Annotated in this window: 9 protein-coding genes and 1 other RNA gene; 6 read left to right on the top strand and 4 right to left on the bottom strand. The window is 64.1% G+C overall.

The annotated features are described in order from the left end of the window. Positions 1 to 48 precede the first annotated feature (48 nt). Positions 49 to 429: an aspartate 1-decarboxylase gene (locus K8I04_01100; GenBank protein ID MBZ0070320.1), complete on the top strand. Its 381-nt coding sequence runs from the start codon at positions 49 to 51 to the stop codon at positions 427 to 429. Positions 430 to 611: 182 nt separating this feature from the next. On the opposite strand, the gene K8I04_01095 is transcribed toward K8I04_01100, so the two are convergent. The 4 genes from K8I04_01095 to glgA all read right to left on the bottom strand — a co-directional run bounded on the left by K8I04_01095 (position 612) and on the right by glgA (position 6,384). Beyond that, positions 612 to 1,223, bottom strand: coding sequence for an ABC transporter substrate-binding protein (locus K8I04_01095; GenBank protein ID MBZ0070319.1), 612 nt, complete (start codon positions 1,221 to 1,223; stop codon positions 612 to 614). 68 nt (positions 1,224 to 1,291) lie between these two features. Then, positions 1,292 to 1,930: a carbonic anhydrase gene (locus K8I04_01090; protein ID MBZ0070318.1), complete on the bottom strand. Its 639-nt coding sequence runs from the start codon at positions 1,928 to 1,930 to the stop codon at positions 1,292 to 1,294. Between the two features lie 9 nt (positions 1,931 to 1,939). Then, positions 1,940 to 4,783 (bottom strand): phosphoenolpyruvate carboxylase, encoded by a 2,844-nt coding sequence (gene ppc, locus K8I04_01085; GenBank protein MBZ0070317.1) that lies wholly within the window; start codon positions 4,781 to 4,783, stop codon positions 1,940 to 1,942. Between the two features lie 149 nt (positions 4,784 to 4,932). After that, positions 4,933 to 6,384 (bottom strand): glycogen synthase GlgA, encoded by a 1,452-nt coding sequence (gene glgA / locus K8I04_01080; GenBank protein ID MBZ0070316.1) that lies wholly within the window; start codon positions 6,382 to 6,384, stop codon positions 4,933 to 4,935. Positions 6,385 to 6,599: 215 nt separating this feature from the next. Between glgA and gnd the strand changes: the two genes are divergently transcribed. The 5 genes from gnd to rnpB all read left to right on the top strand — a co-directional run bounded on the left by gnd (position 6,600) and on the right by rnpB (position 12,247). Continuing rightward, a complete protein-coding gene (gene gnd, locus K8I04_01075; protein MBZ0070315.1) occupies positions 6,600 to 7,508 on the top strand; it encodes a decarboxylating 6-phosphogluconate dehydrogenase in 909 nt (302 codons plus the stop codon). A 290-nt stretch (positions 7,509 to 7,798) separates the two neighbouring features. Continuing rightward, positions 7,799 to 9,274 (top strand): glucose-6-phosphate dehydrogenase, encoded by a 1,476-nt coding sequence (gene zwf / locus K8I04_01070; GenBank protein ID MBZ0070314.1) that lies wholly within the window; start codon positions 7,799 to 7,801, stop codon positions 9,272 to 9,274. Between the two features lie 216 nt (positions 9,275 to 9,490). Further along, positions 9,491 to 11,137: a glucose-6-phosphate isomerase gene (gene pgi, locus K8I04_01065; GenBank protein ID MBZ0070313.1), complete on the top strand. Its 1,647-nt coding sequence runs from the start codon at positions 9,491 to 9,493 to the stop codon at positions 11,135 to 11,137. A gap of 211 nt (positions 11,138 to 11,348) precedes the next feature. Next, entirely contained in the window at positions 11,349 to 11,843 is a 495-nt protein-coding gene (locus K8I04_01060) for a hypothetical protein (protein MBZ0070312.1), read from the top strand. 48 nt (positions 11,844 to 11,891) lie between these two features. After that, positions 11,892 to 12,247, top strand: an RNA gene (rnpB, locus tag K8I04_01055) — RNase P RNA component class A. The last annotated feature ends 187 nt before the right edge of the window (positions 12,248 to 12,434 follow it).

The raw sequence follows: 12,434 nt of genomic DNA, 5'->3' as shown, positions 1-12,434 counted from the left end.
CGATCGGAGATAATCCCATCTCCGCAACCGCAGTCTCTCCCATTCGCCATGCAATTGACCCTGCTGAAAGCCAAGCTTCACCACGCCTGCGTGACCCACTCCGAGCTCGAGTATGAAGGGTCCTGCGCGATCGATGGTCTGTTGCTGGATACGGCCGGGATCCGCGAATACGAGCAGATCCATATCTATAACAAGACCAATGGCGCGCGTCTTACGACCTATGCCATCCGCGCCCAGGAGGGCTCGGGTATCGTTTCCGTGAACGGTGCCGCCGCCCACAAGGCCGCCCCCGGCGACCGTGTCATCATCTGCAGCTACGCCATTCTCAGCCAGCAGGAGGCGGTGAGCTTCAAGCCGACACTGGTCTATCTGAACGAGCGTAATCAGATTGTCCGCATGGGCCACGACATCCCGGTGCAAGTGGCGTAGCCGCGTCGTTCCGAGCGCCGTCCCGGAGTCATTCCTGAGTTATTCTGGTATCGCCCTGGCGTCGTCCTGGTGCACGTCCGTGCGACCCGCGCGGCGCATCACGCTGGCCAAAAATCGATTCATCCTGCTGCCACAGGTCGGGATCCGTGGGCGGCCCTGCCCTGGGGCCTTCCATCGGTGTGCTACGGAATCTTCACACCCGGCAGCTGCTCCTGGTGGCTCGCCATGCGCTGGATGAGTTTGTCCAGCCCGCCGCGGCTGATCTCCTCGCCGAAGCTCGCGCGGTAGTTGAGCACCATACTCACGCCTTCGATGACCACATCGTAGATCTTCCACTCACCGTCACGCCGGTGCAGGCGATAATCGACGCGCACGGGCTCGCCATGGCTGCGGACGAAGCGTGTCTGCACCAGTACGCGGTCGTCCCCCTCGTTACGCTCCCCGACATGCTCGAAGGCCTCACCCGCATAGGTGTTCAGCGAACTCGCGTAGGTATGTATCAGCATCGACTTGAACTCGTGCGTGAAGGCCACACGCTGTTCCGGGCTCGCCTGGCGCCAGTGTTTGCCCAATGTGAGCCGCGAAAAGGCCTCAAAATCGAGATGCGGGAGGATGAGGTCATCCACCAGGTCATAGGCCTGGTTGTCGTTGAGAGGCTGGCCTTCGCGCAGGCGCGCGACGACCTGATCGGCCACACCGAACACCAGCTCGGTCGGCGTCGTCCCGGCCGGTGCCGGTGGCGCCAGCACTAATGCCAGCGTGAGCGTGATCAGGATTAGACGCAGTGTCCGCATGGTCCCTCCTCAGGGCGATTCTGGACAGTTCCGGGCGGCGCGGAGACGACCGCGCTCCCACCGGGGTCTCAGCCGCTTTCGGGCATGCCGTCGAAGAAGTCCACGACGCCGGTTTCGAGTGAGTATTCTGCGCCCACGATGAGCAGCCCGCCATGGTTGGTCAGATCCTCGAGCATCACCGAGCCATGCCGCATCTGGTTCACCGACGCGCGCACATTGGCCCGGACGGCCTGCTGCAGCAGCGCCGCCGGCTGGTCGCGCAGTTCCGTCGACATCAGCCCCGCGATGGCGGGGCGGATGCGGTCGACGATGGAGCGGATATTCAGTGAATGTTCCTCGTCGGGATGCCGCAATGCACTGATGCTGGCACTGACCGCGCCACACTGTGAATGGCCCAGCACCACCACCAGACGGATATCGAACTCGGCGGCGGCAAATTCCACACTGCCGATCTGCGACGGTGCCACGACATTACCGGCCACGCGAATGACGAACAGATCACCCAGTCCCTGATCGAAGATGATCTCGGCAGGTACGCGCGAGTCCGAGCAGCCCAGGATGATGGCAAACGGTGTCTGACCCGAGGTCAGTTCGGCGCGCTTGGTGTGGGTGGCCATCGTATCGATACTGCGCAGTCCCGCGGCGAAACGCTGGTTGCCGTCGCGCAGGCGGCGGAAGGCGGCGATGGCGTCGAGTGTCGTTTTCATGGAATCATGTCAGCCCGTGTTGCGCATGCCGCCGGCGATGGCATTGATCGAACGCAGCAGCGCATCGCGCCAGTGTTCGCGGTCGGCCTCCGGCAGCCGCTCGTTGCGGTAGCGCTTGAGCAGCGTCAGCTGGATGTGGTTGAGTGGGTCCAGATAGGGGTCGCGCCGGCTGAGCGACAGATACAGCGGCGGGTTCTCCTGAATGAGCACCTTCTGGTTGGCGACGGCGAGCACGTGCGTGCGCGTGCGGTGGAATTCCGCGTGAATCCCCTCGAAGATGTTCGCGGCGCGATCCTTGTCCATGGCGAGCGCCGTATATTCGCGCGCGATATCCATGCGTGCCTTGAACAGCGACATCTGCGTGTTCGAGAGTAACGCGCGGAAGAACGGCCATTCCCGATACATGGTCTGCAGTGTGATGAGCCGCTCGGGATCGTGCTGGCGCCAGGTATCGAGGGCCGTACCGATGCCGTACCAGGCCGGCAGGGTGTGGCGTGACTGCGCCCAGCCGAATACCCAGGGGATGGCGCGGATGGAGGCCTTGGCGCGGCTGCCCTGCTTGCGGTGACTCGGCCGCGAGCCGATATTGAGCAGGCCGATCTCGCTCACCGGGCAGACCTCGTAGAAATAGTCGAGAAAGCCCTCGGTGTGGTCGGTCAGGTCGCGGTAGACCTTTTCACCGATCTGCGCCAGTTCGTCCATGATAGCGAGATGTTCCCGGCGATCGGGCTCGACCGGCTGGACCAGTGAGCGACTGGCCTTGAGCAGGCCGGTCACGCCCATGGTGAGTTCGTTGATGGCGGTTTCCAGGTTGCCGTACTTGTACGACAGCACCTCGCCCTGTTCGGTGAACTTGATCTCGCCGTGCACGGTGCCGGGCGGCTGCGCCAGAATGGCCTCGTGGGTCGGGCCGCCGCCGCGGCCGATGGTACCGCCGCGGCCATGGAACAGCCGGCAGCGCACGCCGTGCTCGCCGGTGATGCGCAGGATCTTCTTCTGCGCCTCGTAGAGGTTCCAGCCGGCGGCGAGGATGCCGCCATCCTTGCAGGAATCCGAATAGCCGAGCATCACCTCCTGCTGATCGCCCGAGGCCTCCAGCAGGGCGCGGTAGGTGGTGTTGCCGAGCAGTTCGGTGAGGACATCCTCGACGTGCGACAGATCCTCGATGGTCTCGAACAACGGACTGATGCGGATCTGACAGAACCAGCCATCGGCAGTGCGTCCGGCGAGACCCGTAAGCCAGGCCAGGAACATCACCTCCAGTACGTGGCTGGCCCTGTGGGTCATGGAGATGACGTAGTTGCCGAAGGCCTCGGCGCTGACCTCGCCGCGCATGCGGTGCATGACATCGAACACCGCCAGCGTCTCGCGCGTGGGTTCGTCGAGCCGGCTGTGGTCGAGTGCGGGCGGTGCACCGGCGGCTATACGTTCGGCCAGTACCCGCAACCGGTCGGCGTCATCGAGTGCGGTGTAATCGGGTGCCTCGGGCAACTGGCGCAGTACGTCCGTGACGGCATCGGCGTGGCGTGTCGATTCCTGGCGGATGTCGAGCTGCATCAGGAAGAAGCCGAAGGTCTCGAGCAGGCGGATGAGGTCGGTCAGGTCCGTTGCGGCAATGCGCGCATCGCCATGACTGATCAGTGAATCGCGGATCTGATAAAGATCCTGCAGCAGATCCTGCTCGTTCAGATAACGGTGCTCATACGGACCGAGGTCGGCCTTGCCCTCGCGGTCGATCTGGTCGTTGATTGCAGCCAGATTACGGCGCAGGCGGTAGCGCACGATGAACAGCTTGCGGCGGTAGGGCTCGTGGCTGTAGCGCGACGGGTGATCCCCGAAGGCTACTATGAAACGCTCCTCATCGCGCGCGAGCCCCGCGCGGAACTCGGCTGTGGGCTGGCACAGCAGGTCGGAATGCGTCAGTTTATGGCGCAGCGCATCGACACGCCGCAGATAGTGGCAAATGGCCTCGCGCATATGCATGCGCAGTGCCAGCTCGGTGGTCTCGGGTAGCACGAAGGGATTGCCGTCGCGGTCGCCTCCGATCCAGGAGCCGAAGCGCAGCACGCTCGGCACATGGACCGGCAGCTCGGCGACCTGGCTGCCGTTGAGGTAGATACGGCGCACCGCCCGTTCCAGGTTGCGGTAGATGGCCGGCACGGCGTCGAACAGGCTGTCGCGAAAATAATAGAGCCCGTTGCGGATCTCGTCGCGCACGCGCGGCTTGTGTACACGCACCTCATCGGTCTTCCACAGGATCTGGATCTCGTTCTGCAGATCCTGGATGATCTCGTCGCGCTGTTCCTTGCTCAGCTTGGTGGTATCGAGCTGCTCGCTGATCACGAAGATGCGCCGCAGCGTCTCCATGATGGTGCGGCGCTTGGACTCGGTCGGGTGCGCGGTGAATACCGGGATGTAGCGGATCTGGTCCAACAGCGTCTGCAGCTGCTCGGGGGTGATGCCGCGATCACATAACTCACGCAGGGTGTGGTCGAAGGAACCCAGCCACAACGGACCGCCGCTGGACAGCTCACGCAGGCGCTGGCGGTGTTCGAAGGCCTGCTCGGCGATGTTGACCAGCCCGAAGTAGAGGTGGAAGGCACGCACCACATGGGTGAGCAGCTGCGGGTCGAGGCCGTCGATGGTCCGCATCAGGCGCGCGCGCAGGCGCGCGTCGTCCGCACCGCGCAGCCGGATGAAGCCCTTACGCAGCGTCTCCACCGCCGCCAGCACCTGGCCCCCCTCCTGGGCGCGCAGCACGTTGCCGAGCAGGTCGCCGAACAGACGCACGCGGGTGCGCAGGTCCTTGTCGCGGGGCTGGTCGATCACGGTCTGCGGGGAGGTCTCGGGCATCATGGGTCCACAGCGAAGGTTGGCGGCGCGCAGCGTCGGCGCAAAGAGCCCCGCATTATAAACCACCAGGGCCCGAATTGTGCCCCCTCGGTGTTCCGGGATTCGGGACCTGGCGATGATGTATCAAGGGCTTGGGTCACCCGTCGGGCTCAGTCGCCCGTGGCCAGAGCGCGATACAGATCGACGTAGCGTTGTGCGCTGCGTGTCCAGCTGTAGTCCTGGCGCATGGCGGTCTGCATTACGCGGGCCCAGGCGTCGGGCTGTTGGTACAGCGTGAGCGCCCGGTCGATCACGGCCAGCAGCGCCTCCGGCGAGGCCGCGTCGAACACGAAGCCGGTGGCGGTGCCCTGTTGAAGGCTGGCGGCGTCGGTATCGACCACGGTATCCGCCAGACCGCCAGTGCGGCGCACGATGGGCAGGGTGCCGTAGCGCAGGCTGTAGATCTGATTCAGCCCGCAGGGCTCGAAGCGTGACGGCATCAGGAAGGCATCGCCACCGGCCTCGAGCAGGTGCGCCAGCGGCTCGTCGTAGCCGAGGCGCAGGCCGAACCGTCGGGGGTAGGCCGCCTGGGCCGTGCGCAGGGCGTCCTCGAGTTGCTTCTGGCCACTGCCGAGCAGGGCCACCTGCAGCGGCCGCGTCATGAGCTCCGGCAGGATGTCGAGCAACAGATCGATGCCCTTCTGTTCCACCAGTCGCCCGACGTGCACGAGCAGCGGCAGATGCGCGTCCTGTGGCAATCCGAAGGCCTCTTGCAGGGCCGTTTTGTTGGCGGCCTTGCCTTGCGGCTGCGCGGCGCTGAAGTGATGCCGCAGCAACGGATCGGTGGCCGGGTCCCACTGGCTATAGTCCGCGCCGTTGAGTATGCCGGACAGTGCGTCGGCGCGCGTGTTCAGCAGGCCGTCGAGGCCATTGCCGAGTTCCGGCGTGCGGATCTCCCGGGCGTAGGTCGGGCTCACGGTGGTGATGCGATCAGCGTACACCAGGCCGCCCTTGATGAACGAGACCTGATCGTGGAACTCCAGGGCCTGCGGCGACCACCACTCAGCAGGCAGTCGCAGCGTCTCGAAGGTCGTCCGGTCGAACAGACCCTGATAGGCTAGATTGTGGACGGTGAAGACCGTTGCCGGGCGCGTGGTCTCCAGCCCCAGCAACGCCGGCACCAGCCCGGTCTGCCAGTCGTTGCAGTGCACCAGATCGGGCTGCCAGCCCAAGCCGGCGCGGTCCATGGCCAGTTCCACGACGGCGCGCGCGAAACTGGCGAAGCGCTGCGCGTTGTCCGGCCAGTCGCGGCCGTCCGGTCCCACGTAGGGATTGCCGAGCCGGTCGAAGCAGTGCGGTGCCGCGACCAGGTAGACGGACAGATCGGTGTCGGGCAGGGTGGTCTGCAGGATCCGCACCGGTCCCATGCCCGCGACGATATCGACGCGGCCGACCTCGCGGGCCTCGCCGGTGCGCGCCAGCAGGTCCCAGTAGGCGGGCAGCACCAGGCGTACGTCCTGACCGAGGCCGGCGAGGGCCTTGGGCAGTGCGCCGGAGACGTCGGCGAGTCCGCCGGTCTTGATGAGCGGGTGGGCCTCGCTGCTGGCGAACAGGATTTTCATGGGCGGCACTGTGGGCTGGTTTGCAGGTGAGCGCACTAGGAGTCTGATCGGACTTGGGGCGGCTATCTTACCCGGCGCAGTAGATCAGTCCCAAGTCCGACAGGCTCCTAGCCTGCGGGAGCCGGACACGCGTCGTCAAGTCACACGGTCGCAGGCGCACCGCGCAGGTGCGGCTATACTGGCCAACATCCGTAGGACGAGCAGGGAGACGCACAATGCGTATGGCGATGATCGGTCTGGGACGCATGGGCGCCAATATGGCGCGCCGTCTGTGCCGCGGTGGCATCGAGGTGGTGGGCTACAATCGTACCCGCGCGGTCGCCGATGAACTGGCGGCTGCGGAGGGGTTGATCCCGGCCGGGTCGCTGGCCGACGCGGTGACCCGGCTCACTGCGCCGCGCGTCGTCTGGGTGATGCTGCCGGCCGGTGCCGTCACCGAGACGCATCTGGACGAACTGCGCGAGCTGCTCGCGCCGGGTGACGTGATCGTCGACGGGGGCAACGCCAATTATCATGACAGCCAGCGCCGCGGCGCCTGGCTGGCCGAGCAGGGCATCGAGTTCGTGGACGCCGGCACCTCGGGTGGCGTCTGGGGGCTGGAGAACGGCTATTGTCTCATGGTCGGCGGCAGCGATGCCGCCATCGCCCGGCTCAAACCGGCGTTGCAGGTGCTGGCGCCGGGGCACGATCATGGCTGGGCGCACGTCGGCCCGGTCGGTGCCGGGCACTTCACCAAGATGGTCCACAACGGCGTGGAGTACGGCATGATGCAGGCCCTCGCCGAGGGTTTCGCGCTGTTGCGCGGCAAGCAGGAGTTCCAGCTCGATCTCGCGCAGGTCGCCGAATTGTGGCGCCATGGTTCGGTGGTGCGCAGCTGGCTGCTGGACCTGACCGCCGATGCGCTCCAGGCCGATCAGGGGCTCGAGGACATCCAGCCGGTGGTGGCCGATTCCGGCGAGGGCCGCTGGACCGCCATCGAGGCCATCGATCAGGGCCAGGCGCTGCCCGTCATCACCCTCGCCCTGGCCATGCGCTTCGCCAGCCAGGACCGCGAAGGCTACGCCAACAAGCTGCTCGCCATGATGCGCAACGCCTTCGGCGGACACGCGGTGGCGAAGAAATGAGGGGCCAGGAATCTTTACCACAAAGGACGCAAAGGCGCGCAAAGGTAAATCATCAACGAGTGACAAACAAAAAACTCATTTCAGCCACGGAAACACACGGAAGCACACGGAAGCACACGGAGTTCATAACCCGCCGCACCCTCGCCTTCCGTGTATTTCCGTGTGTTTCCGTGGCAAATGCGGTTTTTGGATTTTTTTCAGAATTTCCTTCGCGCGCCTTCGCGTCCTTTGCGGTTGAAGTGCTTTTCCAGACGCGCGTCCCTGTTCGCTACTGAGGACTGATCAACGCCATGCCCGATCCCTGTACGTTCGTGATCTTCGGCGCGACCGGCAACCTCTCACAGAAGAAGCTCATGCCGGCGCTGTACCATCTGGAGCAGGCTGGACGGCTGCCTGGGGAGATGCGGGTGCTCGGCGTCGGGCGCCGTGACTGGGACGACGACGCCTGGCGCAAGGTGGTGGCGGGCTGGCTGGAGAAGCGCGTGCGCATGGGGCTGGACCACAAGGTACTCGCGCGTTTTCTGGAGCGGCTGTTCTTCTTTCGCGGCGACCTGGATGATGCCGAACTCTATCCGCGACTGCGCGAGACCCTGGCCGCACCCGAATATCCCGCCAACATCGCCTTCTACATGGCGGTCGCACCCACCGATTTTGGTGTGGTCAGCCATCATCTGGCCGAGGTCGAACTCAATGGCGACGCCGACGGCTGGCGCCGGGTGGTCATCGAGAAACCGTTCGGCTACGACCTCGAGAGCGCCGAGATTCTCAACGCACGCCTGCACCGACACTGGCGCGAGGACCAGCTGTTTCGCATCGACCATTACCTCGGCAAGGGCACCATCCAGAACATCCTGGTGTTCCGTTTTGCCAACCTCATGCTCGAGCCACTGTGGAACCGCAACTACATCGACCATGTGCAGATCAGCCATGCCGAAACGGCGGGGATCGAGATGCGCGCCGGCTATTATGACGGTGTGGGGGCGTTGCGCGACATGGTGCAGAGTCATCTGCTGCAGATGCTGACGCTGGTGGCCATGGAGCCGCCCGCCACCCTCGACGCCGAGTCGCTGCGTGACGAGAAGGTGAAGGTGCTGCGTTCCATCCGACCGATCTCGCAGAGTGCGGTGCACGCACACGCCTTCCGCGCCCAGTACGCGCGCGGCACCGTCGGTCGGGACAAGGTCGTGTCCTATCTGGAAGAGAAGGATGTACCACCCAGCAGCAGCACCGAGACCTATGCCGTACTGAAGTTGCACATCGACAATTGGCGCTGGCGCAACGTGCCATTTTTTTTACGCACCGGCAAGCGCATGGCGCATGATAATTCGCTGATCGGCATCCGCTTCAAGCATCCGCCGCAGCAGCTGTTCCGTGAGACCCAGATCGAGCAGATGCGCCCCAACTGGCTGTTGATGAACATCCAGCCCAACGAATGCCTGCGGCTGGAGTTGCAGGTGAAGGAGCCGGGTCTGGAGATGCGGGCCGTGACCCAGCAGCTGGACGCCGCCACCTGCAGTCGTTCACCGTATGACATCGACGCCTACGAGACACTGCTACTGGACGTGATCGACGGCGACAGTTCACTGTTTCTGCGCTACGACGAGGTTTCCTGGGCCTGGCGTGTGATGGACCCCATCCTCAAAGTCTGGTCCACCGAGCGCGACTATATCCACACCTATCCCGCCGGCAGCTGGGGTCCCCAGGAGGCCAACCGCTTGTTCATCCGCGACGACCAGCGCTGGCGCAATACGCTGGAGGAGGAGTGAGTGTACGTGGAAGGCATCAACCACGAAGGACACGAAGGAAAGTTATAATGAGCGCTGAAAAGAGTGTAACGGACGTAGGCTGGGTTCAGACGCGCAGCACCGCTGAACCCGGCCTATACCATTGCTCATGCTTTTTCATTCGTTATGGTTTTCCTTCGTCTCCTTCGTGTCCTTCGTGGTTAAAATGACATTCGGAACGACTTCAAGGAACACGGCATGTCCGAGCTGACCCAATGCAGTGCCTGGCGGGCGTTGACCGGGCATTACGATGCGATTCGTGATCAGCACATGCGTGACTGGTTTGCGCAGGATCCAGGACGCTTCGAGCGCTTCTCGGCGCGCTTCGAGGATATCCTGCTCGACTATTCGAAGAACCGCATCACCACCGAGACCTTCGGACTGCTGCTGGATCTGGCGCGCGAGCGCGACCTGCCGGTCTGGATCGAGCGGATGTTCGCGGGCGACAAAATCAACTTCACCGAAGACCGTGCGGTGCTGCACACGGCGCTGCGCAACCGTTCCAAGCGGCCCGTCCTGGTCGACGGTCGCGATGTCATGCCGGCCGTCAACGCCGTGCTCGCCCGGATGCGTGAATTCACCGAGCGGGTGCGCAGCGGCACCTGGCGAGGCTTCAGTGGCAAGCCGATCACCGACGTGGTGAACATCGGCATCGGTGGCTCTGATCTCGGGCCGCTGATGGTGACCGAGGCGCTCAGGCCCTACGGTTCGGAGCGGCTGCGCGTGCATTTCGTGTCCAATATCGACGCCAGCCACATCGTCGAGACGCTCAGGCCCCTCGATCCGGCCACGACCCTGTTCATCGTCGCCTCCAAGACCTTCACGACGCAGGAGACGCTGACCAACGCGCAGACTGCACGCGCCTGGCTGCTGGCCGACGCTGGTGACGAGGAGACGGTTGCAAAGCACTTCGTCGCGCTGTCGACCAACGCCGAAGCGGTGCGTGCCTTCGGCATCGACACCGCCAACATGTTTGAATTCTGGGATTGGGTGGGTGGGCGCTATTCCCTGTGGTCGGCCATCGGCCTGTCGATCGCGCTGTACATCGGCATGGACGCCTTTGAGGAATTGCTTGAGGGCGCGCACGCCCTGGACGAGCATTTCCGCACGGCACCGCTGGAGCATAACCTGCCGGTGATCCTGGGTCTGCTTGGTGTCTGGTACAGCAATTTCTTCGCTGCCGGCAGCCATGCCATCCTGCCCTACGATCAGTATCTGCATCGCTTCCCCGCCTATTTTCAGCAGGGCGACATGGAGAGCAACGGCAAGCGCGTGAGCCGTGCGGGCAGGGTGGTCGATCATGCCACCGGCCCGGTGATCTGGGGCGAGCCGGGCACCAATGGCCAGCATGCCTTCTTCCAGCTGATGCATCAGGGCACGCGCCTGGTGCCGGCGGATTTCCTGGCCGCGGCCGAGAGTCACAATCCGCTCGGCGAACACCAGCGCATCCTGCTATCGAATTTTTTTGCCCAGACCGAGGCGCTGATGCGCGGCAAGACCGAGGCCGAGGTGCGTACCGAGCTGGCGGCGACGGGGCTGTCGGGCGAGGCGCTGGAGCGCCTGTTGCCGCACAAGGTGTTTCCCGGCAACCGGCCGAGTAATTCCATCCTCTACCGCAAGTTGACCCCGCGCACCCTGGGCAGCCTCATCGCGCTCTACGAACACAAAATCTTCGTCCAGGGAATCATCTGGGATATCAATTCGTTCGATCAGTGGGGTGTGGAGCTGGGCAAACAGTTGGCACGCGCCATCCAGCCCGAGCTGGCGGCCGAGGGGCCGGTCGAGGGGCACGACAGCTCCACCCGCGGCCTGATCAATTACTACAAGAGCCTGGCACCGTTCTGAAAACAACGCTCAGCACGAGAGGCATGGGTACGGTCTCAGGCTTCCGGCAGGTACCTTCGTTACCCCGACGGCGGTGAGCAGCCGCGGCAGGAATGTCCTGTGTTGCCGTGGCTGCAATGATTTTTCATGGGGCGTGAGTGGGCTGCCGCGGGATCCACCAGGTCTGGCGGCTCAGGGAAGACGAGTCCAGACAATACAGGAGGGAGCGATGATGAACGATCCATGGGCATCCATCCACCAGGAGGTCCAGCTGCACCCCGATTTTCTGCAGGGGCGGCGCTACGTGAAGCAGGGCGACTGGGTCGCCGCACTCGCTTGCTTCAAGACGGCCAACCAGGCGACCTCAGACCTGGATGTCTACGCCAACCTCTACCTGGCCTATCTGGGGCTCACCCAGGTGCAGCTCAATGATGTCAGCGGTCTGAACCTGTGCCGGCGGGCGGCTGTCGAGGAGCGGGCGCGCGGCGACGTATTCGAGAATCTGGCCCGGGCGGAGCTCAAGCTCGGCCACCGCCGGCAGGCCCGCGAGGCGGTACGCCGCGGGCTGCGGGTCGAGCCCGGCCATGTTGGTCTGCGTGATCTGCGCATCCAGATGGGGATCCGGCGGGCACCGGCACTGGCCTTTCTCGGCCGCGACAACCCCCTCAACCGGTTTCTGGGCAAGCTGAGCTATCGCCCGCGGCGGGGCAGCCCACGCGGTCGCTGAGGGCACAGCCCTGCAGGGGGGGCGGGTACTCATGCTATACTGCGCCCTCGAGTCGGCCGGACGGTCGCGGGGGGTAACCCTCGAGGAAAGTCCGGGCTCCACAGGGCAGGGTGCCAGGTAACGCCTGGGGGGCGCGAGCCCACGGAAAGTGCCACAGAAATGATACCGCCTAAGCACCCCGTCGAAGGACGGCGTGCCGGTAAGGGTGAAATGGTGCGGTAAGAGCGCACCGCGCTTCCGGCAACGGAAGTGGCAGGGTAAACCCCACCCGGAGCAAGACCAAATAGGGGGGCACTGGCGCGGCCCGCGCTGCCCCCGGGTAGGTCGCTACAGGTACGCGGCGACGCGTATCGCAGATGAATGACTGTCCACGACAGAACCCGGCTTACAGGCCGACTCGTTTGAATTCAGATACAAGAGACAAGAGACAAGAGACAAGAGACAAGAGACCTGGGTTTTACTTGTATCTTGCACCTTGTATCTTGTATCTCCTCTTTGAATTCAGATACAAGAGGCAAGAGACAAGATACAAGCGACCTGGGTTTTACTTGTATCTCGCACCTTGTATCTTGTATCTCCTCCTCCACCCAT

The organism is Gammaproteobacteria bacterium (assembly GCA_019911805.1).
In the GTDB taxonomy this organism is placed as follows: Bacteria; Pseudomonadota; Gammaproteobacteria; order Thiohalobacterales; family Thiohalobacteraceae; genus JAHJQQ01.
The sequence above is the reverse complement of the archived record's forward strand: the minus strand, read 5'-3'. Positions and strand labels throughout refer to the sequence as shown.

Bases quoted from the DNA above. Each gene is read 5' to 3' on its own strand.
- ppc (MBZ0070317.1), bottom strand. From the start codon at position 4,783: ATGCCCGAGACCTCCCCGCAGACCGTGATCGACCAGCCCCGCGACAAG.
- K8I04_01100 (MBZ0070320.1), top strand. From the start codon at position 49: ATGCAATTGACCCTGCTGAAAGCCAAGCTTCACCACGCCTGCGTGACC.
- K8I04_01090 (MBZ0070318.1), bottom strand. From the start codon at position 1,930: ATGAAAACGACACTCGACGCCATCGCCGCCTTCCGCCGCCTGCGCGAC.
- gnd (MBZ0070315.1), top strand. From the start codon at position 6,600: ATGCGTATGGCGATGATCGGTCTGGGACGCATGGGCGCCAATATGGCG.
- pgi (MBZ0070313.1), top strand. From the start codon at position 9,491: ATGTCCGAGCTGACCCAATGCAGTGCCTGGCGGGCGTTGACCGGGCAT.
- glgA (MBZ0070316.1), bottom strand. From the start codon at position 6,384: ATGAAAATCCTGTTCGCCAGCAGCGAGGCCCACCCGCTCATCAAGACC.
- K8I04_01060 (MBZ0070312.1), top strand. From the start codon at position 11,349: ATGAACGATCCATGGGCATCCATCCACCAGGAGGTCCAGCTGCACCCC.
- K8I04_01095 (MBZ0070319.1), bottom strand. From the start codon at position 1,223: ATGCGGACACTGCGTCTAATCCTGATCACGCTCACGCTGGCATTAGTG.
- zwf (MBZ0070314.1), top strand. From the start codon at position 7,799: ATGCCCGATCCCTGTACGTTCGTGATCTTCGGCGCGACCGGCAACCTC.